General features: G+C 42.8%; 24 protein-coding genes. 14 read left to right on the forward strand and 10 right to left on the reverse strand.

Features of this window, described 5'->3' with window-relative positions; all coding sequences use genetic code 11:
* The 4 genes from ACHUFN_RS08585 to ACHUFN_RS08600 are packed head-to-tail and all read left to right on the forward strand — an operon-like array spanning position 1 to position 3,237.
* Positions 1-1,056 carry an N-acetylneuraminate synthase family protein gene (locus ACHUFN_RS08585; RefSeq protein WP_394221929.1) on the forward strand — a complete coding sequence of 352 codons (1,056 nt, stop codon included), beginning with the start codon at positions 1-3 and terminating at the stop codon, positions 1,054-1,056.
* A complete protein-coding gene (locus tag ACHUFN_RS08590; RefSeq protein WP_394221931.1) occupies positions 1,043-1,666 on the forward strand; it encodes a NeuD/PglB/VioB family sugar acetyltransferase in 624 nt (207 codons plus the stop codon). The genes ACHUFN_RS08585 and ACHUFN_RS08590 overlap by 14 nt, the downstream gene beginning before the upstream one ends.
* Positions 1,656-2,519 carry a sugar phosphate isomerase/epimerase family protein gene (locus ACHUFN_RS08595; RefSeq protein WP_394221932.1) on the forward strand — a complete coding sequence of 288 codons (864 nt, stop codon included), beginning with the start codon at positions 1,656-1,658 and terminating at the stop codon, positions 2,517-2,519. The genes ACHUFN_RS08590 and ACHUFN_RS08595 overlap by 11 nt, the downstream gene beginning before the upstream one ends.
* Positions 2,520-2,529: 10 nt before the next feature.
* Positions 2,530-3,237: an acylneuraminate cytidylyltransferase family protein gene (locus tag ACHUFN_RS08600; RefSeq protein ID WP_394221933.1), complete on the forward strand. Its 708-nt coding sequence runs from the start codon at positions 2,530-2,532 to the stop codon at positions 3,235-3,237.
* Positions 3,238-3,244: 7 nt separating this feature from the next.
* Here the strand turns inward: ACHUFN_RS08600 and ACHUFN_RS08605 are convergent, their stop codons facing one another.
* Positions 3,245-4,270, reverse strand: coding sequence for a methyltransferase domain-containing protein (locus ACHUFN_RS08605; RefSeq protein ID WP_394221934.1), 1,026 nt, complete (start codon positions 4,268-4,270; stop codon positions 3,245-3,247).
* A 50-nt stretch (positions 4,271-4,320) separates the two neighbouring features.
* Here ACHUFN_RS08605 and ACHUFN_RS08610 point away from each other — a divergent pair, with 50 nt between their 5' ends.
* Together ACHUFN_RS08610 and ACHUFN_RS08615 are read left to right on the forward strand one after the other, a co-directional pair.
* Positions 4,321-5,145 (forward strand): FkbM family methyltransferase, encoded by an 825-nt coding sequence (locus ACHUFN_RS08610; RefSeq protein WP_394221935.1) that lies wholly within the window; start codon positions 4,321-4,323, stop codon positions 5,143-5,145.
* Between the two features lie 214 nt (positions 5,146-5,359).
* A complete protein-coding gene (locus ACHUFN_RS08615; protein ID WP_394221936.1) occupies positions 5,360-5,872 on the forward strand; it encodes a hypothetical protein in 513 nt (170 codons plus the stop codon).
* 12 nt (positions 5,873-5,884) lie between these two features.
* Here ACHUFN_RS08615 and ACHUFN_RS08620 read toward each other — a convergent pair whose 3' ends face one another.
* On the reverse strand, positions 5,885-6,922 hold the full coding sequence (locus ACHUFN_RS08620) for a glycosyltransferase family 2 protein (protein WP_394221937.1): 1,038 nt from the start codon (positions 6,920-6,922) through the stop codon (positions 5,885-5,887).
* A 319-nt stretch (positions 6,923-7,241) separates the two neighbouring features.
* Here ACHUFN_RS08620 and ACHUFN_RS08625 point away from each other — a divergent pair, with 319 nt between their 5' ends.
* On the forward strand, positions 7,242-8,294 hold the full coding sequence (locus ACHUFN_RS08625) for a glycosyltransferase family 2 protein (RefSeq protein WP_394221938.1): 1,053 nt from the start codon (positions 7,242-7,244) through the stop codon (positions 8,292-8,294).
* Here the strand turns inward: ACHUFN_RS08625 and pseC are convergent.
* From pseC to pseF, 8 genes are all read right to left on the reverse strand, one after another.
* Positions 8,291-9,460, reverse strand: coding sequence for a UDP-4-amino-4,6-dideoxy-N-acetyl-beta-L-altrosamine transaminase (gene pseC / locus ACHUFN_RS08630; RefSeq protein ID WP_394221939.1), 1,170 nt, complete (start codon positions 9,458-9,460; stop codon positions 8,291-8,293). The genes ACHUFN_RS08625 and pseC overlap by 4 nt on opposite strands.
* On the reverse strand, positions 9,457-10,458 hold the full coding sequence (gene pseB, locus ACHUFN_RS08635; RefSeq protein ID WP_394221940.1) for a UDP-N-acetylglucosamine 4,6-dehydratase (inverting): 1,002 nt from the start codon (positions 10,456-10,458) through the stop codon (positions 9,457-9,459). The genes pseC and pseB overlap by 4 nt, the downstream gene beginning before the upstream one ends.
* A 128-nt stretch (positions 10,459-10,586) precedes the next feature.
* A complete protein-coding gene (locus tag ACHUFN_RS08640) occupies positions 10,587-11,243 on the reverse strand; it encodes an HAD family hydrolase (RefSeq protein WP_394221941.1) in 657 nt (218 codons plus the stop codon).
* On the reverse strand, positions 11,240-12,193 hold the full coding sequence (locus tag ACHUFN_RS08645) for an ATP-grasp domain-containing protein (RefSeq protein WP_394221942.1): 954 nt from the start codon (positions 12,191-12,193) through the stop codon (positions 11,240-11,242). The genes ACHUFN_RS08640 and ACHUFN_RS08645 overlap by 4 nt, the downstream gene beginning before the upstream one ends.
* Before the next feature lie 14 nt (positions 12,194-12,207).
* Positions 12,208-13,116 (reverse strand): LicD family protein, encoded by a 909-nt coding sequence (locus tag ACHUFN_RS08650; RefSeq protein WP_394221943.1) that lies wholly within the window; start codon positions 13,114-13,116, stop codon positions 12,208-12,210.
* 1 nt (position 13,117) lies between these two features.
* The gene (pseI, locus tag ACHUFN_RS08655; protein WP_394221944.1) at positions 13,118-14,167 is read right to left on the reverse strand and encodes a pseudaminic acid synthase; all 1,050 of its coding nucleotides are present in this window, start codon (positions 14,165-14,167) and stop codon (positions 13,118-13,120) included.
* 2 nt (positions 14,168-14,169) lie between these two features.
* Entirely contained in the window at positions 14,170-15,252 is a 1,083-nt protein-coding gene (gene pseG, locus ACHUFN_RS08660; protein ID WP_394221945.1) for a UDP-2,4-diacetamido-2,4,6-trideoxy-beta-L-altropyranose hydrolase, read from the reverse strand.
* Entirely contained in the window at positions 15,249-15,953 is a 705-nt protein-coding gene (gene pseF, locus ACHUFN_RS08665) for a pseudaminic acid cytidylyltransferase (protein ID WP_394221946.1), read from the reverse strand. The genes pseG and pseF overlap by 4 nt, the downstream gene beginning before the upstream one ends.
* 411 nt (positions 15,954-16,364) lie before the next feature.
* Here pseF and ACHUFN_RS08670 point away from each other — a divergent pair, with 411 nt between their 5' ends.
* The 7 genes from ACHUFN_RS08670 (at position 16,365) to fliG (ending at position 24,757) form a co-directional block, all read left to right on the forward strand.
* Positions 16,365-17,159, forward strand: a complete 795-nt coding sequence (locus ACHUFN_RS08670) for a flagellin (RefSeq protein WP_394221947.1) — start codon at positions 16,365-16,367, stop codon at positions 17,157-17,159.
* 163 nt (positions 17,160-17,322) lie between these two features.
* Complete coding sequence (locus ACHUFN_RS08675; protein WP_394221948.1) at positions 17,323-18,786, forward strand: sigma-54 dependent transcriptional regulator; 1,464 nt, start codon at positions 17,323-17,325, stop codon at positions 18,784-18,786.
* A 136-nt stretch (positions 18,787-18,922) separates the two neighbouring features.
* A complete protein-coding gene (locus tag ACHUFN_RS08680) occupies positions 18,923-20,065 on the forward strand; it encodes a sensor histidine kinase (RefSeq protein ID WP_394221949.1) in 1,143 nt (380 codons plus the stop codon).
* A 16-nt stretch (positions 20,066-20,081) separates the two neighbouring features.
* Positions 20,082-21,419, forward strand: a complete 1,338-nt coding sequence (locus ACHUFN_RS08685; protein ID WP_394221950.1) for a sigma-54-dependent transcriptional regulator — start codon at positions 20,082-20,084, stop codon at positions 21,417-21,419.
* A gap of 242 nt (positions 21,420-21,661) precedes the next feature.
* Positions 21,662-21,997, forward strand: coding sequence for a flagellar hook-basal body complex protein FliE (gene fliE / locus ACHUFN_RS08690; RefSeq protein ID WP_394221951.1), 336 nt, complete (start codon positions 21,662-21,664; stop codon positions 21,995-21,997).
* Positions 21,998-22,009: 12 nt separating this feature from the next.
* Complete coding sequence (fliF, locus tag ACHUFN_RS08695) at positions 22,010-23,704, forward strand: flagellar basal-body MS-ring/collar protein FliF (protein ID WP_394221952.1); 1,695 nt, start codon at positions 22,010-22,012, stop codon at positions 23,702-23,704.
* A gap of 12 nt (positions 23,705-23,716) precedes the next feature.
* On the forward strand, positions 23,717-24,757 hold the full coding sequence (gene fliG / locus ACHUFN_RS08700) for a flagellar motor switch protein FliG (protein ID WP_014975903.1): 1,041 nt from the start codon (positions 23,717-23,719) through the stop codon (positions 24,755-24,757).
* Positions 24,758-24,770: the final 13 nt, after the last annotated feature.

Here is a 24,770-nt window from a genome sequence, read left to right on the forward strand (position 1 = left end):
ATGAATTCATTTTCTACAGATATACAAATCGGGAACCACAATGTCAGCAAAACTAGCCCTGTTTACATAATTGCGGAAGCCGGTGTAAATCATAATGGCGATATAAAGCTTGCTTATGAGTTAATCGATATAGCAGTTAAAGCTGGTGCAGACGCTGTAAAATTCCAGTTGTTCAATACAGAATCTCTAATTAAAAACGATGTAAAAAAAGCTACCTATCAAGTAAAAAATGGAGTTGATGACCAAACGCAGTTTGACATGCTCAAGTCGCTTGAAATAAGCAGGGAAGACTGTGCGTTACTAGCTGACTATGCATTGAAACAAAATATAGATTTTATCGTTACGCCGTTTGATGAGCCGAGCCTATCTTTTCTCTTAACTTTACCATTGTCTGCATTAAAGATTTCTTCTACAGACTTAACAAATTTGGCGTTCATAGAAAAAGCTGCCCAAGCGAGTGTCCCTATAATTTTGTCTACAGGGATGAGTGAGCAATCAGAAGTAGATCAGGCAATTAACGCATTAAAGGGGCGAGTTAACGATCTCATTTTACTCCAATGTACATCCAGCTATCCGGCTCCAAAAGAGGAGTTAAACTTGAGAGTAATGCAAAAATATGCAGATGAGTACGATGTTATTGTCGGATACTCCGATCATACCGCTGGTATCGGTGCTTCGCCATATGCAGTCGCGGCTGGCGCTTGTGTCATCGAAAAACACTTCACTATAGATAAAGCGTTAGTTGGACCTGATCATCAGGCTTCACTATGCCCCCGAGAACTAGCTGAACTCGTTGTTGAAATCAGAAAAGTGGAAGCTATGCTGGGGAGTACAGTAAAGCGGGTTGAATTTTGTGAAAGAGAAAATCGCCTTGCGTTGCAGAAATGTCTAGTAGCTGCCAGTTCAATTGAAGAGGGAAGCTTGTTTTCCACTGCTAACCTAATAGCCCGTAGAACAGGAGGGCAAGGAATTCCAGCAAGATATGTTAGTGATTTGGTGGGCAAAAAGGCAGTGAGGAGCTATAGCACAGGTGAAATAATCGATGAATGCAAATAATGTTGTCATTATAGGAGCGGGTGGTCATGCGAGAGCGCTGATTTCTCTCGCCCATTTAAATGAAATTAATGTTTTGGCAATCATCGATACTAATGCTCAATTAAATGAATCGATAATGGGTTTACCTGTGTTGTCAAGCATTGAACAATATCAAGCCGACGTCCAATTCTCCGTAATTGTTGGCGTTGGGGACAGTGTAGCTAGAAAGAATCACCTCATTGAGTCGACTAGTGCCCTTTACACCGAAATGCTTTCACATCCTTCCGCAATCATTGATTCAACACTTATCGTTGGAGTTTGTTGCCAAATTTTTGCTGGAGTATTCATCGGGCCGTTAGCGCAACTAGGTGATAACATTATTGTTAATACGCATGCAGTAATAGAGCATGAAGCTAAAATTGGAAGTCACACTCACGTTGCTGTAGGTGCAAAAGTACTAGGTAGAACAAGCATTGGTCAATACTGCTTTATTGGAGCCGGTGCTGTTATCAAAGAAGGTATCCAGATCTGTGACAATGTCACCATAGGTGCAAACAGTTTTGTGAATAAGGATATCACTGAGCCTGGCGTGTACGTTGGTTCCCCTGCGAGGAAAATTGATGATAAGTGAGCATATTTTCGTTTCCAGTAGTTGCGTCAACAATAATAGAATTGGCGATAGCGTATTGCAGTTGGCGCAAGCTGGCTATAAAAATATCGAACTTTCTGGGGGCACTAATTTGTATGACGATTGGAAAAGCGATCTAATTCGATTAATGCGTGAATTCGGCTTAAGATATCGGTGCCACAACTATTTTCCTCCACCCTCAGAGCATTTCGTGCTCAATCTCTCTGCTAGCAACGACAATATTAGAAAGCGCTCTATGGAGCATGTTGAAGCAGCGATAAACTTGTCGCGCGATTTAGGGGCTACAGAGTACGGTATTCATGCAGGGTTTCGCTTTTTACCCGATCATAAGAAGCTAGGAAAAAAGTTCACAGCTTCGCCGCTTGATAGCGAAGATGCTGCAATTGAAAGATTTGCATCAGCTTGGTGTGTCTTAAAAAGCTACGCAGAAAATCAAGGAATAAAGCTCTACGTCGAAAACAACGTTTTCTCGAAAGCAAACCGAATTTCTTTTGGGGCGAATAACCCATTTTTGGCAACTGACTCAGGCTCGATTGAAAAGCTTGCACAGGCATGCAATGTACATCTACTCCTTGACGTTGCTCACCTCAAAGTAAGTTGTGCCACTCTTGGGCTTTGCTTTGAAAAAGAGTTATCGGCTTTGATGCCCAAAACTGATTACTTGCATTTTAGCGATAACAATGGAACCGCAGACACAAACCAAGGCATAAAAATTGGGTCGCCGCTGTATCAACAGCTTAGAAAATTCGATTTACAAAACAAAACAATAACTCTAGAAGTGTATGACGACTCACTAGCCCATAGTATGGAAAGCGTGAAGTCGCTTATAGGGTAGTCTAAATTAAATGAAAAAAAGAGAGCGCGTTGTCGCAATTGTCCCTGCCAGGTCCGGTTCTAAAGGTTTACAAGATAAGAATATACTTGAACTATGTGGTAAGCCTTTAATGGCGTGGACAATTGAAGCCGCGCGAGCTGTTGAAGGCGTGGATGACGTAATTTTATCTACAGATAGTAAAAGGTATGCCGAGATTGGAATACAACATGGAGCGTGGGTGCCTTTTCTTAGAGAAGATAGTTTATCAAGCGATAATGCATCTCTAATGGGAGTTGTCCAATCGACTGTACATAAGCTGTCAGAACTAGGTTATGTATATGATGTCGTAATGGTCCTTCAACCTACTTCTCCGTTAAGAAACAGTGAGCATATCAGATCTGCCCTCAATCAGTTTCTTTCATGGGATGAATCTCCCAAGTCCATGGCATCGGTATTCGAACTAGATTCAAAATACCGTTGGATTCTTAATGTAAATGAGGATGGGCAATTAAGGTTCGTAGATGAAGTGCTAAATAATAGCCAAGGGTTTAATCGGCAGAGTAATCATCGTGTATTCATGCCAAATGGAGCGATTTTTATCTATCAGGCAGATTTCCTTTCCTGCCAATATCAAGCTTCTACGCGTCCATTTGTCATGTCTGAAGAAACTTCAGCTGATATAGATACAATAGCTGATTTTGAGATGGTACTAAAAACAATGAAAGCCTCTGGGGAATAATTTAAGCTTAGACTTTTCTTAAAAGTGCAACGACAGAGTAGCCTTTTTCGTTTTTTCCCAATTCATCATAGTCAGGTTTTTTACCGTCGCAGTACTCCTCAAAACTGATACCAAATTCACCTATCTCTATTACCTCAAAGCCTGCCTTCGTAGCAAAGGTGTTCAAAGATTGAACTGTAAAGAAGTGTATGTGAGGAGTGTCCCTTACTCGAAGACGCCAGTAGTTATGAGCGGTGTTAGGGACTTCTATCATTAAGTGACCTTTAGGCTTCAATATTTGTGATAGCTGAAGAAAAGTTTTATTAACGTCTTGAACGTGTTCTAACCAATGACTGTTGACAATCAAGTCATACTTTTTTTCAGATTCAAAGGGGAAAAAATTAGCAGCCTTTTCAATGTTATATTTGTTGTAATAAGGAAGCCAATGTTCTCCTGGCTCGCAAACGTCAAATTTTACTTTTGACGGTGTATGACTTTGAAGCTCTCTTGTCAGCAGGGCATCTCCTGCGCCTATTTCAAGTACTGAAGAAATAGCACTTATATCAAGGAATGAATTTATAAACTCTCTTTGTCTCTTAGCTCTCGCAGTGTGAGTAGAAGAAAATTTACCTAGTACAGCGTCGTTGACTCGTTGATTAAGGTTACTCTTCCCCCAAAAAGCTCTATCATAGTATTCTGCTATTTTTGAGGGAGAGAGCCGTGTAGCTAACTCACCATGACCACACTTCGAACAGACTTCAACTAACCCCTTGAAAATATATTGTTGAGGTACATTTTTATTAATAAATTCAAAGCCTTCTTCTTCCGTTGTAATATGTATATGATGATGGTCATATATTTTTTTTTCAAAGTCGACTGAATTGCAAGCAGAGCAGGACATCTTAATTACCTTTTTAAATAGAGCACTAATATTATCGGTGAAAGATATTTTTTCTTTAGGTTTAACAATTTGAAATTGAACTTGGTTAAAGTTCTGCAGGCTATCTGCCGATAGAACCTTTTGAGTTGTCCCATACGCTTCGTATATTAACAATTTTCTAAGCGTTTACTGCTAGCATGTTTTAGAAATATCGGAATAAGCCAATGAATTTCGTACAAGGCCTTCAATACTATTATCGGAAAGATAAGTGGCATGGAATCGTATTTTTTATCAAAGCACGGTTTTATCAGCATATTACTAAAAAGTTAGTGTTTGCCAACTGGCACTATTTTTTGGATCCTTACCGAGTTATCACTAAGCGTTATGAAGAGTCTATTAGGCTTATTGATGACTCCTTTATCACTTTAGGTAACTACGCTATCAGTAAGGCAGTACCAATAAATGAGGAAAGCGTTATTTACTCCTTAGGCGTGTTAAATGAGACAAGCTTTGATGAGGCGATTTCAAGAAAGTACGGTTGTAACGTTCACCTGTTCGATCCATCGATAATAGCGACAAGACATATTAAAAAGCTGAATAACCCAAGGTTTGTGTTTCAGCAAATCGGTATCTGGAACGAGGAAACTGAATTCACATTTTCAACACCCGTTTATGGCGGTTCGCCTTCAATGGTTTTTGAGCATCCTGGGCGAAAATTTGTAGCCAAATGCGAGACGTTACCTACAGTAATGAAGTCGCTATCACATGAAAAGATAGACATTCTTAAGTTAGATGTTGAAGGGGCAGAACGTGTGATTCTTTCTCATGCATTGGATAATAATATCCACCCAACCCAGGTGGTTGTGGAGTTTGAGAGAAAAAAAGGAACTAAGTCAGTCACCGAGTTATTGAGGTTCTTTAATGAGGTGGATTGTCTAAGAGCTCGTTTCAAATCTTTGGGTTATAGCGAGTGGCGTTTGCCGCGTTCAGCTAACAGCTTTTATTCAATAGAAATGGTATTTGTAAGGTTTGATAAAGATGATATCTAACTCGTCCAGTTTCACATTACATAATTGGGAAGAATATCATCAAGAAGATTTATGCCGCCGCATAGTAGAAAATGTGCAATATTTCGGAATATGTGTTCTCCCTAGTTTTTTTTCTGAATCGTTTTGTCAATCAGCAATAGAAGATGTAAAGAGGTTAGAGCGCTTAACAAGTGTGAAGACTTGGCAAGATCCATTATGCGCGGATAAAAGGGTTATGGGAATTGGTCAACTAGCCTCTCATTTAGAAATGCGCGATCATGCAATCATCAACAAAGTTATCTCTTTATTGTACGGTGAGCAGCCTCAAGCAGGGTTCACTATGTCAGGCCATTTGAAGTACGTGGAGGGTAACCTAGGTAGTGGTCAAGGTTGGCATCGTGATTCAGTGAATAATGATCAATTCAAGTCGATTACCTTTTTAAGTGACGTAGATTCTAGCGCAGGCCCATTTCAGTATTATCTCAGAACGGCAAGCACGAGAAGTATGCAAGCATGTGAGAAGCGTTATGGCATATCAAGTACAGCAAATCGTATTACGGTCGACCCTAAGTGCTTACTTCCAAAAACGCGTTTCGTCGAATTGATGGCTAAGGCTGGAACGCTTGTTTTTGTCAACACACGAGCTATTCATAGGGGGAAGCCTATAGAGGTAGGTGAGCGGTTTGCATTGACTACATATCACTGGAAAAGGACAATTCCGGCGCATATTCAAAAGATTGTAAACTAGATGGCTTTAAGTTCACCTTTTAATCATGGTTTTACTTAAGCAGTCTTTTATAAAGGCCGTGCCTAGCTTTTTTCCTTTTAGCAATTCAAGTATACCGAAGTGGTAAATAAATAATTGGATACCTTTTAAACCATGCGGGGCGCACATTCGTTTTAAGCTGATACCTAAATGTTTTGTTAACAGACGTTGGTCATACCACTTGCTAACTTTGTTTGCTTTTAAAAGCTCTTGATAGACAGATGCCACCGTCTCGATTTGTTTAATAGTCGCCTTTTCATCAGGGAATGTGCGTATTACATCTTTGATCGATTCAGGTATGGAAATCCCGTGGTAATCAAATTGTCGACACATTAAAGATTTCAGTGAATCTCTCTGAACAATACTATTAGCAGTGCTTTCTTGGCTTGGGTGAACTCTGTAAAAATACAGTAAATCGGGAATTGTAGAAAACGTGCCAGATCTGTTTAATCGAGTCACAAAGGCATAGTCAGAGGCGCTTTTTACTCCGCTGTCAACATAGTTAAAATCGATGGAATTTGCAGCTGAAGTTCGAACCATCATGACTGGGTTGTGAAAGGGGTTACTTACAAGCATTGCTGCTTTGATTTCCTTGGGGTCACTGTATGGAACCGTAACGTTGTCGGTCCCTAGTATTGACCATGCCCCTCCAACTACGTCAATGTTCGGGTTAGAATCTAAAAAGCCAACTTGTTTTCGCAATCTATCTGGGCTGGAAATATCGTCAGCATCCATCCAAGCAAAGAACTCTGTATCAACTAAAGATAGTAACTTGTCTCTCGCTGCTAAAATTCCAGATTTTTGCTGATTCTTATGTAGTCTGATACGACTATCTATTGCTCTGAACTTGTTAATTATTTCTTCAGTGCCATCAACAGAACCATCATTTAGTATAATTAACTGAAAATTTGCGTATTCTTGGGAAAGTATTGAAGAGATTGCTGCAACTATATATTTGTCAGCGTTATATGCAGGCATCAATACTGACACCCTTGGTTTCGATTTTTGATTTTCCCTATTGCTGTCATTCACGATGAGTTCGAACCTCTTAAAGCTTTGTTTATATCATCTAGACTAAGGGAGCACGATGAAATATAACGAAAAGGAATCATGCTAACAATTTATTGGATCTAAGCTCATACAGCTCAGCTATAAAATCAAAATAGCACAATTAGCACTTTAGGGGTAATAAGAATTCATGTTTTAGGCTATATAAGTCTCTAAAAAATAAGGGAACACTGCTTTTTTGCGTGCGCTATAATGAAGAAACAATAGTTAGTACTTGTGTAAGTACACGTACAAAAAATACTTACTAAGGTAAATGTGAATTCTACAGTGAGTTAGTATAAGTATGAGCAACGAAATAGGTGATCACTTGGGACCTCGAATCACAGCACTAATGACAACGTTTAACGCTGAAAAGTGGGTGAATGAAACGATCGCATCAATTTTAAGACAGACGATTTCAGACTTCGAGTTTCTGATAATCGACGATGGATCAAGCGATAATACAGTGGAACAAATAAAAAGCTTTTCTGACCGCCGTATTCGTTTAGTTGAGCATAAAGATAACAAGGGAGTAGGAACGCGTTTAGACGAAGCCCTCGATCTTATTAGTACACCTTACATAGCAAAAGTCGATGCAGATGATATTAGTGAGCCTCAGAGATTTGAAAAACAACTTACTTTTTTAGAAGAAAATAGCTTGGCTGTTGTTAAGTGTTTAATCTCTTACTTTCCGGACAACGAGAACGTTAAGGCCAGCGCGCGATTTAAACATTTTAAATCGGAAAAGCAGCCGTTGCTAAATAAAATTACGGAACCTGAGCAAATCGCAGAGAACCTGAGTCGATGGATGTGTGTTTTACACACAACTTATTTCGCGCGTACTTTCGCAATTAAAAATGCTCGTTACCCCCATGTACGTATATTTGAAGACTACATTCTTTTCCTAAGACTCAAAAATGCTGGCTTTAAAATAGGCTGTGTAAATGAATGTTTGGTTAATATGAGGGTAAGTGACAATTCAACAACCATGACTCTTGGCCCATCACAATTAGAAAAAGGATTGTCAGGCATTATTAGTGAAAAGTGGCCTGATTTTGAATATCAGCACCGAAATAAGGAGGTGTATATTTATGGTACTGGAAATTTGGCACAAACTTGTTTGCTTTGTCTTAAAGAGAAAAAAATTAAAGTTGCTTCGTTTGTCGAACGGAGTCCAAACGTAAAAACTGTTTCGGATAAAGCTGAAGAAAAAAAAGTGATTTCTCTCGAGCAATACATTGCCGCGAATGAACCTAAGCTACTTATCTTGGCTGCTCAACCTGTAAGAAATGAGATTGCGTTAGAACTGGAAAAAAATGGCCTCAATGAAGGAAGTGACTTTTTGGTTTTAGCTTAGCTTCGAAGTTTAGCTGCAAGCCTAATCAAGCTCTGAACGATGTTCTCGACATTTTTAAACGTTAATTCAGGATACAAGGGGAGCGTAACAGCCTGTTTATAATAGTGTTCGGCGTTCGGGTAGTCGCCAGCCTTGAAACCTAAGTTCCGATAATAAGGCTGTAAATGAATTGGGATATAATGCACATGGGCAAAAATTTCTTCATCTCTTAGCGACGTGACTAAGGCTGCATGGTCTTCGTCACCAAGCGATTCAATTCTAACAACATACAAATGATAACTGCTGTACACGTCCATATTCTGTTTCAATGGAGTAACATTGGTATAGTTGCTAAGAAGCCCGTCATAATGGGCAGCCAAAGCATTTCGTTTTTCTAAAAAACTCGGCAATTTTTTAAGCTGGCTTAGCCCAAGCGCCGCTTCAACATCAGTCATACGGTAGTTAAAGCCCAAGCTAAGTTGCTGGTAGTACCATGGGCCGTGACTGCCTTCAGTCATTTTTGCTGGATCATTGGTTATACCGTGGCTGCGCAGCATCCGCATCTTCTCAGCCCACTTACCGTTGTTGGTAAGCGCCATGCCGCCTTCCATGGTGGTAATGATTTTTACAGGGTGGAAACTGAATACACAAATGTCCGAATATTCGCAGCTGCCCACAAATTTGTTTTGGTACTTTGCGCCTACGGCGTGTGATGCATCTTCAATAACAAAGAAGCCATATTGTTTTGAAAGCGCGCGTATTTGTTCCATATCGCAGGGCTGACCTGCAAAATGAACGGGAATAATCACTTTGGGTAGGGTATTAGATGCTTCAGCAAGGGCAAGTTTGTCTTGTAATGCGCTAACGCACATGTTGCCAGTATTTAAGTCGATATCTACGAAATCAACTTTAGCTCCACAATACAGCGCGCAATTTGAAGAAGCAACAAACGAGTTTGGCGATGTCCACACCCTATCACCTTCGCCAACACCAAGCGCAAGGCATGCAATGTGAAGTGCGGATGTCGCGCTATTAACCGCAACCCCATAACGTGCGCTACAGTAGTCAGCAAGTGCGTTTTCGAAATTAGGGATAGCTGGGCCTTGCGTTAACCAATCCGACTTCAATGTATCTAAAACCGCGTTGATGTCGTTTTCATCAAGGTGCTGTCGCCCGTACGGGATCACTTTTGGGCTTCCTCATTAAACTGCTGTATTTCCTCAATGCTAAGAAAATATTCGTTAGTGTCTGATACGTACTCGAACCCTGATTCTACTGGTTTACCGTGTTCATTGAGCGCGTTACTTGTAAAGTTATTGCTGCGATGGAAAAACTTAATAGCAGGGGCAATCACATAGTGATCGTCAAACTCGAATGTGTGCAAAGCCATGTCACCAGGGCACATCATCTCATGAAGCTTTTCGCCGGGTCGAATGCCTACATATTTAATCGGCGTTTTGGGTGCCATTGCAGTTGCAAGGTCGGTAATTCGAATAGATGGAATTTTAGGAACGAAAATCTCGCCCCCTAACATCCGTTCAAAGTTTTTAAGTACAAAGTCGACCCCCTGTTGAAGCGTGATCCAGAAACGGGTCATGTCTTTGTGAGTTACGGGGATGTGATCGCTATTTTCTGAAATCAATTTACTGAAAAATGGCACTACAGAACCACGTGAGCCAACTACATTGCCGTATCGCACTACAGAGAATCGAGATGCGCCTGCTCCCACAATATTGTTCGCTGCAACGAATAATTTATCCGAGGCTAATTTGGTTGCACCGTACAAATTAACTGGGTTCGCGGCTTTGTCTGTCGAGAGCGCAATCACTTTTTCTACATTGTTATCAATAGCTGCATTAATAACGTTTTCGGCACCATCAATATTGGTTCGAATACATTCGGTAGGGTTATACTCAGCGGCAGGGACTTGTTTCATGGCCGCTGCATGTATAACAAAGTCAACGCCTTGCATCGCGCGATGAAGACGCTCTTTATCACGGACATCACCAATAAAGTACCTCATGCACGGTGCATGAAACTTCTGCTGCATTTCAAACTGTTTGAGCTCGTCGCGTGAGTAAATGATTAAGCGCTTAGGTTTGTATCTCGCTAACAGGGTTTCTGTGTACTTGTGACCAAATGAGCCTGTACCACCTGTTATGAGAATCGATTTTCCATCGAACATAGCTTGCCCGCTGTTTTTATGGTTATAAACACAATATATCATGTGTCGGCGTTTTTGCCATAAAGCTTTAGAATCAATGCGTTTAGGTGAGTATTATTAATCCTAAAGATGTATTTTTAGGACTCAACTTAAAGCGCTAGCTCAGGAAGCTGGTCAAGACTTTGAATGGTATACTTGGCATCGAAGTTTGGCTTGGCATTTACTTCACTATGAACACCAGTTAACACTCGCACGGTAGGCATGCCTAGTTTATTTAAATTCACAAAATCTTTTGCAGGGTTATCGCCAATATACACCATGTCGTGCCATTGGCACTGTTCAGCTTGTTTGATTTTTTCAAAGCAGTACGTTGACGGTTTTGCATGTTTAACACCAAACCGGTGAGTAATAAACACGCGCTTAAAGTAATGTGCAATATTCAGTGCGTCTACTTTTTTACCTTGCACTACTTTGTTGCCGTCGGTCACAAGGTAAAGCGGTTTTGGCAGATTTTCTAGCAACGCTAGATGGTCGCTTGGCATTGTTAACGTGGGTTGGTGTAAGCGATAGGCTGATACACACGCGCGAACATTATTTTTATTCACTGCTATGCCATGATTAGCCAAATAATCGTTAAAAATACGACCTCGGCCATTTTTATCTAACAGCGTGATTAATTCTTTAAAACCACTTTGCCTTTCAACGCCCCATTTTTTTTCTACATACGCTGCTACTGCCCTCAGGCCAGATTCTACGTATTGTCGTTCGTCGTAAAGCGTGTCATCCAAGTCAAAAATATAAATCATAGGTAATAGTCGGTTGCAGCTCGAACTTGCGTTATTTTGTGTTTAGTCAAATCCACGGGTAGGGCGTCAATATCTTTACCCATGCCCTCGTACAAGCTCCAATAAAGACTATCAACACCCGCTTTAATGCCTAGTGTTGAGGCTCCCCCAAATCGCGAGTTACATTCGATTATATGGAATTGCCCATCGTTTATAATGCCTTGAAGGACAACAGGTCCAGAAAGACCAATAGAAGAAAGTGTTTCCGTAACTTTCGCCGAAATAGGGCTATTCGGTAAGGTATAGGTGACTTGCGATTCGCCGTTTATAACGAGGTCACGAACACGGCACACCGCCGCTTTTACCTTACACTCTTTTGTCAACCAAGCGTCTACGCTTATTTCTTGGCCGTCAATGAAAGGTTGAAAGATAGGAGCAGAAAGCTTCTTAGCATGCTCTTTTGCTTCGCGTTCATCAAGATTCACACCAATTGAATGACTGCCAGCACCAAAGCGTTCTTTAACTACATAACGCAATGTTGGGGATGCGGAATGGCATATAGCGCGATCGCCATCTAGAGTGCAAAATGCAGGAATAATGTGTGGAAGATCACTTTGTCCGAAAGCCAGTTTATCTAAACACAGCTCAATCGCTTTTTCATCAGAAACGATGACATGAATTTGTGCTTGTTTTAGGTCATCTTTTAATTTCGACCAGAACATCAACTCGCCATCACGGCTTGGCAAGATATGCGTTATTTTCCGCTTTTTAAGTTCGGACACTATCTCGTCAACATTGGCCTTGTTGGTTGGGGGCATTTGCCAAAAGGCATCGCAAAAGTGCCGCGTGAGCACGTTACTACAACTGTCTCCTGCCGTAACAATGCCCTTTTCGTCAAGACGTTTAACAGCCTGTTGAAGCGCGCGTAGTAGCGTTACTTTGTTGCTGGCACTTGAAAGTAAAACGTTCACGATAACTTCAAACCTTAAACCGAAAAGGTACGCTTTTTCACGGTAATACCGCTTCGAGATGTTGTCATGGAAGCTCTGCGATTTTCATATTCTGTTATCTGTGTATTTTTTCTTGGTGTTTCCCAATCGCCATACATGAAAGTTAAGAAACCTTTTGCATCATAAGGCACCAAAAAATTTTCACCTAAAAAGGACATCGACTCATAGCTGTCGAAATGTTTCGCTGGAGCAAAAAACAGGCCTCCAGATGATAAAAGTTCAGACAGTCCGTTTATAGATTCACGTCGCTGAATGCTTATATCAAAAGGAATGTAATTGCTATCTGGCGTGTTGGTAAACTCTAAATTAATACACGAGTCGATGTTGTTAACCGTGATAATGACAATGCGCCAATTGACATTAAATTGGGTGCTTAAAAGCGCATTCAGCGCTGGCAGCGTTGTCTGTAATTTTTCGTAATTTTCATTATCGGTGGCGAAGTCTATATCATCGTCCCATGGAATGAGTCCGTTATGCCGGATTGCACCAAGCAATGTTCCTGAATCTAAACAAACTGAAATATCATGCGACTGACAAAACTGATTTAGTACTTTTATTACAGATTGAGCAAAATTGAGAGTGGTGGAGTCTTCAAAAGGAAGCGCCGCTTTTACCGACTGCTTGCTTGGCACTATAACTTTGGACTCTGAAATACCAATTGTTTGGGTGAGCTGTGCAAAAATTTGGTCTACCCACTGGCTTGTTATCACAATGCGTTCAACATCATGAGTGGTGATTTCTGTTGGTGCGATAACAGGGCGGCCTAAAAACGTCGAGCCATGTTTAGATGCATCATTGTCTGCAAACGCCACAACGTCTACTTGGGGGTGATTCAATACATAATTTTCGCCCCCTTTGCTGGCACCGAACAGAATCGCCTTCATCTTATAGCAGCTCCCAACTCATCGGCGTGCCTTTGGCTGCATCACACTTAACTTGCTTTCCAAGTAAAAGTGGAAGGTACTTCGGTGGCAAACCAAGACCAGGGCGTACAGAACGTAAATTCTCTTCAGTTAACGTATCACCAGCCTTCATGTCTTTTGCAATATAAAGGGAGCGTCTGTGCACAAGCGATGCCTTTTCTCGTTCTGTAGCGCCGTAACTTACCCGACCTATGGCCACAGCAGCTCTTGCCGTCTCCTCAACTAACAGTTTTATTTCGTGAGGCTCTAGAGAAAACTCGGCGTCTACTTCGCCGCCAGTGCGGTCTAACACAAAATGTTTTTCAATAACTGTCGCACCTAAGGCTACTGCTGCAACTGCAACACCTACACCTGGTGTGTGATCAGAGAGTCCCACATGACAGTCAAACAGCTCACTCAAATGAGGAATGGTTCTTAGATTAGCGTCTACCGGATTTGCTGGGTAGTTGCTCGTGCACTTGAGTAATATGATGTCGCTACAGCCGTTTTCGCGAAGTACTTCAACAGATTCCGCAATTTCCGATTGGCTTGCCATCCCAGTTGATACAATGACTGGCTTCCCCGTTCTGGCTACAGCAGCTAAAATAGCGTGGTCGGTATTCTCGAATGAGGCGACTTTGTAGCAAGGAGGATCTAGCGTTTCTAAAAAGTCGACGGCTGTTAAGTCGAAAGGCGTACTGAAAGCCAAAAGGCCCTTTTTCTTAGCATAGTCGAATAATTCTTTGTGCCATTCCCAAGGCGTCATCGCTTCTTTATACAAGTTGTACAAAGAATTACCTTTCCAAAGGCTATTGGGATCTTCGATAAAAAACTCACCCTCGTGACAATCTAGCGTGATCGTGTCTGGGGTATAGGTTTGCAATTTAATTGCATGTGCCCCCGCATCTGCGGCGGCATCAATTAGGCGATATGCTTTCTCTAGAGATTGCCCATGATTTCCAGACATTTCCGCGATGATAAAGGGGGCGAGCCCAGGCCCGATTTGAATATCACCGATTGTGATTGGTTTCATGACTACCTCTTAACAATGTTCAATATAGTGTCCATCACGAAAGATGGATTTTCGGTACCGCTTAAAAGCGCAGCTGCGTTATCTGCAATTTTACGCATTTTCTGCGGCGAAACTATCGCAAATTCAATCGCTTCGCGAAGTTCTTCGTTACTCACTTCGCCATCTTTCCCCAGCCATACACAACAATGTTTCTCGTGCAAACAGCGCGTGGTCTCTATTTGATTGTCAGCCAGCGTAATTACAATACCCGCAATGCCACAAATGGCGCGTTCCCAGTGCATTGACCCGCCGGCGCCAATCATAACGGTGGCTGTCTTCATTAACGTAGCCATGTAGGAACAAGCGACATGAAGCTTAACGTTTTCTAACGCATCAACTTTTTCTTTTAGCCTCTCTACATTAGAGTAAGCGGCGCCTACTACAATATCGGCCGAAATATGCGGAGACTTTAACGCAAGTAGTACATCAGCAACGCGCTCAGTCAGATTTGACGGGTCGCTACCTCCAAAACAAATTAGAATATGATTTTTTCTGCGATGCGGAAATTTATTCTCGTAAAACTCTTCCCGTAAAATAGCAAACTTAGGCCCAAGAAGTTTTCGACAATGTTCTGGAACCAGTTGGTCATAACGACTTTCAAAGTCGACATAAAGATTTTGGTCTAACAGTACATCACAGTTGTGTCTGCGATTAGCTAAATCATCAATAACAACAATATTCTTGCAATAGCGTCGCATCATCTCGCTAAAAGGCGCTGATAGCTGGTAGTGATCGATAAATAAAATGTCGATCAATGTGTTGTCCGCTAAACCCAGCGTTTCAATGCATTGGAGTGCATGATTGAATTGCGCCGAGTTATCTAACACAGGTGATGCAGACGTTGCGTGTTCATAACAGTCTGACGGAGGGAGCGTTATTAATTCGATGCCAACACTTTCAATGTGTTTCTGCAACGTTGTGGGTAGTGGGCGTGATACAAAAGTTATAGTGTTTGAGGGCATAAATTGTGATGCCAGCGTTAAGCAGCGCATAACGTGGCCTAACCCAATCTGCGCAGAACCATCTACCCTAAAAACTATTTTCACTTCAAATTCTCGCTTTGAATTAGCTTGTAAAGTAACTCAGCGCGCAACCAGTCTTCTGGTGTATCTATGTCTTGTACCAAGTGATCTGGCATCACTACCATCTTAGAGTCTTCGCCAAAAATACGTTTGCTGGTGTTAAGCCAAGTTTTGTAATGCCCCCAGTACAACTGCCCAGCGTCATGAAAGGCTGGGGGTAAGTCTTGCGAACGTTGAGTAATGCCAAATTCGTCGAATGGCTTTACACCACCACTCTCTGTTTGCAAGATGGCTCGCTGAATAGGGAAAGAGAACCTTGCTGCAGTGAAGACATAATCGATTTCAGAACTTTCCTTAAGCGTTTCAAAACAGGAGTTAATCAGCGAAGTCGAGAGTAAGGGAGATGTAGCATATACACAGGCGCAATAGTCAATGTTCCAACCTTTGTCTAAAAGGGTTTGTAATGCATGGCGTACTACAGGGCTTGTGCCTGTAAAGTCATCTGCAAGTTCAGCAGGTCTCATGAATGGAACGTCGGCACCATGTTTAACTGATACCTCTGCGATAGCTTCATCGTCAGTGGATACCACAACACTATCAATGTACGGGCTTGCTAACGCATTCTCAATTGCGTGAGCAACCATGGGCTTGCCACAAAATGGTTTGATATTCTTTTTGGGAATGCGTTTGCTTCCCCCTCGAGCAGGGATTATTGCTACGTTCATTATTGTTCCAATATTTATAGGTCGCTATTTTTCATTGAGTATAGGACTCTGCGTCGTCATAAAGAGAATTTCAGATAAAATACCGACCGTTTCAAGGGCGTGTTGAATCCCTTCGAAAAGTGGGAAACGACGTAATTATGTTTTCACCTCAGCAGCATTAGGCTTCGCATTGCCCTACTTACTGTGACTTATTTATTGTTCGTGAAATTGATGGTTGCTTAGCCAGTACCAAACTCAATGCGAAATACTTTGATATTAAAAAATTATACACATTAAGTTTATCGACAAGGCACTTAAATACATGAACGTATATATGTCAGACTAAAGTTATTGATTCTCATACAAGTGGCTGGCTACATTTTATTCAGTTCTCTGCTAAACTTACCGAGTTACTTATTTTAGGAAAGCAACATGCAAGTTAATAGTTCAACATCCTCAATTCTTAGCCAAGTGCAAGAGAAGCAAGAGTCTTTGATGGAGAAACTTGCCAGTGGTAAGAAAATTAACGATGCGACTGATGGTGCAGCGGCACAACAGATTATCGATCGTTTAACCTCTGAAGTTGAAGGAAGCCGCCAGGCTATCAATAATGTGTACGATGGTATTTCAGTTGCACAGGTAGCAGAAGGCGGCTTAGGCAGCATTAATGATGATGTAAATCGTATCAGAGAGTTGACTTTGCAATCGGGCAGCGGTGTTTTGAGCGACGGCGATCGCCGAGCAATCCAATCAGAGATCACGCAGCTCCAAGAAAATATTACCCAAACCATCGAGCAGACCAATTTTGCTGGCAAGCCTTTGTTGTCTGATAATGGCTCTTTGGAATTTCAGGCTGGCTCGAGCCCAGGTCAGTCGATTAGCATTAATACGCAAGATGTTGCAGCGCAACTCAATGACGTACTAGCCATCGATATTACGTCGGGAACCAGCGTTGAAGATGCGCTCAGTGCTGCTGATGCTGCGATTGAAACGGTTGGCGGTGCTCGCGGAGATTTAGGGGCAACGCAAAATCGCTTTGAAAGTGCGGCACGCTCGTTAACGCAAGCTAACGTTAATACTGCAGAAGCACGAAGCCGTATTCAAGACTTAGATTTTGCCCAAGCCGCGTCACAAAGAGCTTCTAACGATGTTCTGGGGCAAGCAGCGCTCACTGTGCAAGCACAAGCTAACCAGCAGCAAAATCAGGTGTTAACCTTATTAAGTTAACCGAATATCGCGTTAAATTGTGAAAATTAACCAAAAGAAGCAGGGCAACCTGCTTTTTTTATTGGTACATTTCCAAAATCAGCGGTTGCGCTGTGATCTTTTGTCGTTACAATTCATAAATGCGCTAAACTGTAAATAATAACAAAGCGTTCTCGGGGAATTGATGAAGAACATTTTGCTGGTTAGTGACAACCAGGAACTTATTCAAAACTTGGAAACTATCGTTACTTTCATGGGAGAGTCGTGTCAATCGCGAGGCTTCAGTGAATGCGAACGGTATTTGCAAGAAAGTGGAGCTGACGCTGTTCTTATAGAGCATTTATCGTCTGCAATAGTTAATGGTATGGTGGAAAAGTTTCCTCACATACCTTTTGTAGCATTGGTTGAAAATAATAGCCAGGCAACAGCTAGCTGCAACCTAGTTAGTGTTATAGCAACGCCCTTAACATATCCAGTGTTGACTCAGGCCATTCATCGCTGTCAAGAATACTCAAGACGCAAACCCAGTTTATCTCGGGCACCAGGCACTAAAACTCGATTGTTCAGAAGCCTAATTGGCAAGAGCGAGCAAATTCAAATCGTTCGACGTTTAGTCGAGCAAGTTGCGCCAACCGATGCCACTGTACTCATATTAGGCGAATCTGGAACAGGTAAAGAAGTGGTCGCTCGAAATGTTCATTTCCTGTCTGATCGCAAAGATGGCCCTTTTATCCCTGTAAACTGTGGTGCGATTCCAGGTGAGTTACTCGAGAGTGAACTTTTTGGCCACGAAAAAGGTGCATTTACTGGGGCAATCAGTGCGCGAAAAGGGCGCTTTGAGCTAGCTGAAGGTGGAACGCTTTTCCTTGATGAAATTGGTGATATGCCACTGCAAATGCAGGTGAAGTTATTGCGTGTTCTTCAAGAGCGAACCTATGAGCGAGTAGGGGGAAATAAACCTCTCCAGTGTAATGTACGCATTATCGCTGCGACGCACCGAAACTTAGAAACCATGATCAGTGAAGACAAGTTTCGAGAAGACTTGTACTACCGACTCAACGTGTTTCCAATTGACAGCCCTGCTTTACGTCAGCGAAAAGACGATATTCCTTTACTGCTTCAGGAACTAAATAGTCGCATTCAGGGCGACGGCGTTGAAGGGGTTCGCTTTACTGAACAAGCTATTGCCTCACTGATGGAGCATGAATGGGCGGGCAATGTCCGTGAGCTGTCTAATCTAGTTGAACGACTAACGATTCTCTATCCTGGCCAAATTGTTGATATATCAGATTTACCCGAAAAATATCAATATGGCGATGTACAAGCCTACGAGCCAGACTACCCAGAGGAAATGCTTGAACGTGAAGCTTTCAATGCGTTATTCGCAGAAGCGGCTGCGCAAGAGCCAGAGGATAACGCAAGTAGTCAAAGCAACGAAGATCTCAACAGCATGGTTTCTTCTTCACTGCCGGAAGAAGGGGTTAATCTAAAAGAGTATCTCTCCGAGCTAGAAGTAAACCTGATTCGCCAAGCGTTAGACAACCAAGATTGGGTTGTGGCCCGTGCCGCTGACAAACTAGGAATGCGAAGAACTACGCTAGTTGAAAAAATGCGAAAGTATGATATTCAACGCACCGAGGAAGCGTAACGTCAGGTAATTGACGTTGCGTTTTTAACCTAATTCTTACTTTATCTCACTGAAAAATAAGCCAATGATGAATTGGCACACCTTCTGCTTTATCTAAGCCATAGTTTAACAGCGTCTGCAATTTGACGAGGGTAATATGGCTTTTGACAGCACTTCACATTCTACTGAGTACTCTGCATCAGGCTATGCTTTAGATAGCATCGACAATGCTATGTCTTGCAGTGATTATCCGACTTCGTGTACCGACGACGTAGCATCTTTGCGATTGCAGGCAAGCCGATTAGAACATTTACTTCAGGTGATGCCAGCAGGTGTCATCGTTATTGACGGTAAAGGTATTGTTCGCCAAGCGAACGAGCAAGCAAAAGCGTTGCTAGGAGAGCCTTTAGAAGAAGAGGTGTGGCGAAGCATTATAACCCGTTCTTTTAAGCCTAGAGCCGATGATGGTCATGAAGTTTCTTTGGTTGATGGCCGAAGAGTAAAGCTTTCGATTACCCCTTTAGAGAAAGAGCCAGGCCAGCTTATTGTCATTACAGACCTTACCGAAACGCGACAGCTTCAAGCACGTGTTAGTCATATGCAGCGGTTATCTTCACTTGGAAAAATGGTTGCATCACTTGCTCACCAAATTCGCACACCGCTTTCTGCGGCCATGTTGTATGCGTCAAATTTAACGCGCAAAGGGTTAGCCCAAGAAGCGCAAAGTCAATTTGCAAATAAATTATCTGACAGATTAAAAGAGCTTGAAAGTCAGGTGAATGACATGCTGCTTTTTGCAAAGTCAGGCGAAGAGCAGGTGGTTAGCCAGATTAGTTTGAATGAACTTTTGGCCTCAGTAGAGGGCAGTGCACAGACGATAACAGCACAAGCACAACAAACCTTGACCTTTTCGGGTTTCGACCAAGATGTGTCGATTACGGGCAACTTAACTGCATTGCAAGGGGCATTGTTAAATCTTATCCACAATGCCAGTCAAGTGTCTGGGAAAGGAGAGGTGGTTCACGTTGAAGCATCGGTAGAGAAACAGCGTCTTAGAATTGCAATTATTGATAAGGGGCACGGGGTTCCAGATGCCCTTAAAAGCAAAATATTTGAGCCATTTTTTACTACCAAAACTCATGGTACAGGCCTTGGTCTTGCCGTCGTCAAGTCAGTTGTAAATGCACATAACGGCACGCTTTTCGTGTCAGATATACCAGAGGGCGGCGCTTGCTTTAGCATGGTTTTGCCATGCAACGTGAATGCACAGTCTTCACAAACGTTGACCCATGTGGCGTAGGTTATAGGAGAGGATTATGTCTAAAACTACTATTTTAATTGTCGAAGATGATGCAGGCTTACGCGAAGCCCTTCAAGACACTCTTCTATTAGGTGATTACAATGTAGTAGCTGCCGATTGCGCAGAGCAAGCGCTTATGATGCTGTCAACACATGCGGTAGATTTGGTAGTAAGTGATATTCAGATGGGTGAGATGAGCGGCTTAACGCTACTCAAAAGTATCAAAGCTAAATACCCAAACATGCCGGTATTGTTAATGACAGCATATGCCACTATTGATGATGCAGTTCAAGCAATGCGAGATGGCGCGACCGATTATTTGTCCAAACCGTTTGCACCGGAAGTTCTGCTTAACTTGGTAGGGCGCTACGCACCCGCTCAAAAAATTGAATCACGCACGCCTATTGTAGCTGACCCTTCAAGCTTGAAGTTGCTTGAGCTATCGCGCAAAGTCGCAAAATCAGACGCAACTGTTATGGTAATGGGGCCAAGTGGCTCTGGTAAGGAAGTGTTATCTCGCTACATTCACGACCAGTCGGGGCGAAGCGATGCGCCGTTTGTGGCGATAAACTGTGCAGCTATACCTGAAAACATGCTGGAAGCTACGTTGTTCGGTTACGAAAAAGGGGCTTTTACGGGCGCTATTCAAGCCTGCCCAGGAAAATTTGAACAAGCCCAAGACGGCACGCTCTTACTTGATGAAATTACTGAGATGGATTTAGCACTTCAGGCCAAGCTTCTACGTGTACTTCAAGAGCGTGAAGTAGAGCGTCTAGGCGGTCGCAAAACCGTCAAGCTGAATGTGCGTGTTATTGCTACCAGTAACCGAGATTTAAGAAAAGCAGTTGATGCGGGCGAGTTCAGAGAAGATTTGTATTACCGCTTAAACGTGTTTCCTATTGAATGGCGACCGTTATCAGACCGTCCTGGAGATATCGTCCCACTTGCGGAACACCTTGTGCAACGCCATGCGAGTTCACAAGGGCTAGGCGCAATTAGATTAAGCGCGGCGGCGCGTAACAAATTGTCTCAATATAGCTGGCCTGGCAATGTTAGGGAATTGGAGAACGTGGTTCAGCGCGCGCTCATTTTGTGTGAAAACAACGAAATAGACGCCAGCGATTTGATGATTGATGAAGATATGTCAGTGCCAGTTGACACGGTGCAGGAGCACGTTGAGGAGAACAAGCTCGGATCTGAACTGCGTTACCAAGAGCACCAGATTATTCTAGACACGTTAGTGTCGTGTAATGGTAAACGTAAAGATGTGGCAGAAAAGCTAGGCATCAGTCCTCGAACACTACGCTATAAATTGGCGCGCATGCGCGAAGATGGCATTGAAGTGCCAGCATAACGAGCGTTTATTCTTTCCATTTTTTTCCAATTTACCCGTCGCCTCTACTCTTTTAGAAAGGCGGCGGTTTTTTGTTGTCTCTTCTTAATTTAACGTCATTTATTTGGCTACCTTCCCTAAATTAAATGTATGTGCATGATTTTTATGCGCTTTTAAAGTTGGCAAGCCCCTTGCTAATTCACTTCTATAGATTAGTTATTCGCCGACGTTTAGGCGGTTTTTAAAGAACACTGGGAGTGGGTATGGACGTTAAAGCCAATAGTTTGTATCAAGAAATGCAAAACATGATTGGACAAACTCGTCTTCAAGTTAATGAAACTCAACAGCAGCCGCTAGGTGAGATCAATAGCTCTGCGGGTGACTTTGCGACCATGCTTAAACACGCCGTTGATGGTGTAAATAACATGCAGCTTGAATCGAAGGACGCGCAACAGCGTTTTGAAATGGGTGATCCCAGTTTAAGTCTTGCTCAAGTCATGCTTACGAAAGAAAAGTCAGGCATTGCATTTGAAGCCACCGTGCAAGTACGAAATAAAGTGCTTGAAGCCTATAAAACAATAATGAACATGCCGGTATAGGTGGAGTAGCTTATGGCTGAAGCAACAGGTACAAACTTAACGGTTCCTGATCAAAACCAAGCAGTAGATAACGAGCCAGAGAATAAATCAGGCTTCATGGACACCTTGGGCAGTGCTGATATGATGCGCCAAATGGCACTTGTTGTCGTGCTAGTGATCTGTGTTGCTATTGCCATCTTTATACTTATCTGGTCGCAGGAGCCTGATTACAGGCCGCTGGCAAAAATGGAAACCCAAGAGCTTATCGAAACGCTAGATTACATGGATGCGAATCAGATCGAGTACAAGCTTGAAGGTAATACCGTTTATGTCAGAAGTGATGAATTTCAAAATATTCGTTTAGGTATGACACGCCAAGGGTTAACCAAAGCCTCTGACTCTGGCACAGACATCATCATGCAGGACATGGGCTTTGGTGTAAGCCAGCGCGTTGAAATGGAACGTCTTAAACATGCTCGCGAGCAGCAAATTGCATCGACCATTGAAGATATAGCAAGCATTCAAAAAGCACGTGTATTACTTGCGATGCCTAAAGAAAACGTGTTCGCAAGAAGAGAGAAGAAAGCGTCGGCTACGGTTGTGTTAACCGCTAAGCGCGGTGCGGTTATCGCGGGTGAAGAAGTTGATGCGGTTGTTGATATTGTTGCGTCTGCGGTACAAAACATGGAACCGTCTAAAGTAACCGTTACCGATAGTAACGGTCGATTACTGAATTCGGGTTCTCAAGACTCTATGAGTGCACGTGCTAGAAAAGAGTACGAAATAGAGCGCCAGCGTGAGCAAGAGTATCTAGAAAAAATCGATGCTATTTTGATCCCCGTTTTGGGCATAGGTAACTATACCGCACAAGCTGACGTTTCTATGGATTTCACCGCCATGGAACAAACTCAGCGTAGCTACAACCCCGATCTTCCCGCTGTGCGCAGTGAAATGATCATGGAAGAGAATAGCGTAGGTGGTGGCGTAGGTGGTATTCCTGGCGCGTTATCAAATCAGCCTCCCTTAGACTCAAACATTCCTGAAGTTGCGGGCGGTGGCAGTCAACAAACCTTGCCTGGAAGAACAGCAAAAGAGTCTACCCGTAACTACGAGCTTGATACCACTATTAGCCATACCAAAAAACAAACGGGTGTTATTCGTAGGCTGAGCGTGTCGGTCGCCGTCGATTATACTCAGGTTGCAGGTGAAGATGGCGCCATGACGCCCACACCGCGTAAGCAGGAAGAAATTCTAAATATTCGTCGTCTTCTGCAAGGCGGTATTGGTTTTGATGTAACTCGTGGTGACTCCCTTGAAGTCGTTAGCGTACCGTTTACGCGCATGGATGCCGGTGAAATTGAAGATGCGCCTATTTGGGAGAAACCAGGCTTTTTACCAATTCTGAAGCTTCTTGTTGGTGGCTTGGTTATAATAGTACTTATTATCTTTGTAATTCGACCGATGCTACGCCGCCTTATCAACCCTGATGAGTCGAACGATGCTGATGAGTTTGATGCAGACGAAGGCTTAGATTTGGGCGATGATACCATTAGCATGTTATCTTCTGACTTCGACGAAGGTCAGGTAGGCTTTGCACCAGATGGCTCGCTTATGTTGCCAGACCTTCACAAAGATGAAGATGTATTGAAGGCCGTTCGTGCGCTAGTGGCCAATGAACCTGAATTATCAGCCCAAGTAGTGAAGGGCTGGCTAATGCAAGACGAGTAGTGAGATAAGATTATGGCTGAAGAACTTGCCAATGTTGACGAGCCGTCATATGACGTCAGTAAATTAGAAGGCGTAGAAAAAGCGGCCATCTTGCTGCTGAGCTTGTCGGAAGAAGATGCTGCGCAAATATTGAAACACTTGGAGCCAAAACAAGTCCAAAAATTGGGTACTGAAATGGCGAAAGTGGACGATATGACGCAAACAAAAATTACTGCGGTCCATAAGCACTTTATCGAAGAAATTCAGAACTACAGTACCATTGGTTTCCAAAGCCAAGACTTCGTTAAACGCGCATTAACTGCGGCACTAGGTGAAGACAAGGCGGCTAATTTAATCGACCAAATCCTTATGGGAAGCGGTGCTAAGGGTCTTGATTCATTGAAGTGGATGGATTCCAAGCAGGTTGCTAGCATTATTCGCAATGAACACCCTCAGATTCAAACCATTGTATTGTCATATCTAGAGCCTGAGCAAAGCGCTGAAATTCTGGCGCAGTTCCCAGAGAAGGTTCGTCTCGATTTGTTAATGCGAATTGCAAACCTTGAAGAAGTTCAGCCAGCAGCGCTACAAGAGCTTAACGAAATCATGGAGAAACAGTTTGCCGGTCAAGCGGGGACACAAGCGGCCAAGATGGGCGGCCTGAAGTCGGCGGCAAACATTATGAACTACCTGGATACTGCGATAGAAGGCCAGCTAATGGACGCTATTCGCGAGCAAGACGAAGAAATGAGTCAGCAGATTCAGGACCTTATGTTTGTATTCGACAACTTGGTCGATGTAGATGACAAGGGTATACAAGCAATTTTACGCGAAGTGCAACAAGATGCGCTGCTTAAAGCAATTAAAGGCGCTGACGAAGAGCTTAAAGATAAAATTATGCGCAACATGTCTAAACGCGCTGCTGAAATGCTTAACGATGACTTGGAAGCGCTTGGTCCTGTTCGTATCAGCGAAGTAGAAACGGCGCAGAAAGAAATTCTTTCTGTAGCGCGTCGACTTTCTGATTCTGGTGAAATTATGCTTGGTGGTGGCGGTGGTGAAGAGTTCCTGTAGGCGCTTTAATACC

It is taken from the genome of Alteromonas gracilis (genome assembly GCF_043642145.1).
Taxonomy (GTDB): Bacteria; Pseudomonadota; Gammaproteobacteria; order Enterobacterales; family Alteromonadaceae; genus Alteromonas; species Alteromonas gracilis_B.

Coding starts and splice junctions, on each gene's coding strand:
- ACHUFN_RS08585 (WP_394221929.1), top strand. CDS start 1: ATGAATTCATTTTCTACAGATATACAAATCGGGAACCACAATGTCAGC.
- ACHUFN_RS08590 (WP_394221931.1), top strand. CDS start 1,043: ATGAATGCAAATAATGTTGTCATTATAGGAGCGGGTGGTCATGCGAGA.
- ACHUFN_RS08595 (WP_394221932.1), top strand. CDS start 1,656: ATGATAAGTGAGCATATTTTCGTTTCCAGTAGTTGCGTCAACAATAAT.
- ACHUFN_RS08600 (WP_394221933.1), top strand. CDS start 2,530: ATGAAAAAAAGAGAGCGCGTTGTCGCAATTGTCCCTGCCAGGTCCGGT.
- ACHUFN_RS08610 (WP_394221935.1), top strand. CDS start 4,321: ATGAATTTCGTACAAGGCCTTCAATACTATTATCGGAAAGATAAGTGG.
- ACHUFN_RS08615 (WP_394221936.1), top strand. CDS start 5,360: ATGGGAATTGGTCAACTAGCCTCTCATTTAGAAATGCGCGATCATGCA.
- ACHUFN_RS08625 (WP_394221938.1), top strand. CDS start 7,242: ATGAGCAACGAAATAGGTGATCACTTGGGACCTCGAATCACAGCACTA.
- pseB (WP_394221940.1), bottom strand. CDS start 10,458: ATGTTCGATGGAAAATCGATTCTCATAACAGGTGGTACAGGCTCATTT.
- ACHUFN_RS08640 (WP_394221941.1), bottom strand. CDS start 11,243: ATGATTTATATTTTTGACTTGGATGACACGCTTTACGACGAACGACAA.
- ACHUFN_RS08650 (WP_394221943.1), bottom strand. CDS start 13,116: ATGAAGGCGATTCTGTTCGGTGCCAGCAAAGGGGGCGAAAATTATGTA.
- pseI (WP_394221944.1), bottom strand. CDS start 14,167: ATGAAACCAATCACAATCGGTGATATTCAAATCGGGCCTGGGCTCGCC.
- pseF (WP_394221946.1), bottom strand. CDS start 15,953: ATGAACGTAGCAATAATCCCTGCTCGAGGGGGAAGCAAACGCATTCCC.
- ACHUFN_RS08670 (WP_394221947.1), top strand. CDS start 16,365: ATGCAAGTTAATAGTTCAACATCCTCAATTCTTAGCCAAGTGCAAGAG.
- ACHUFN_RS08675 (WP_394221948.1), top strand. CDS start 17,323: ATGAAGAACATTTTGCTGGTTAGTGACAACCAGGAACTTATTCAAAAC.
- ACHUFN_RS08680 (WP_394221949.1), top strand. CDS start 18,923: ATGGCTTTTGACAGCACTTCACATTCTACTGAGTACTCTGCATCAGGC.
- ACHUFN_RS08685 (WP_394221950.1), top strand. CDS start 20,082: ATGTCTAAAACTACTATTTTAATTGTCGAAGATGATGCAGGCTTACGC.
- fliE (WP_394221951.1), top strand. CDS start 21,662: ATGGACGTTAAAGCCAATAGTTTGTATCAAGAAATGCAAAACATGATT.
- fliF (WP_394221952.1), top strand. CDS start 22,010: ATGGCTGAAGCAACAGGTACAAACTTAACGGTTCCTGATCAAAACCAA.
- fliG (WP_014975903.1), top strand. CDS start 23,717: ATGGCTGAAGAACTTGCCAATGTTGACGAGCCGTCATATGACGTCAGT.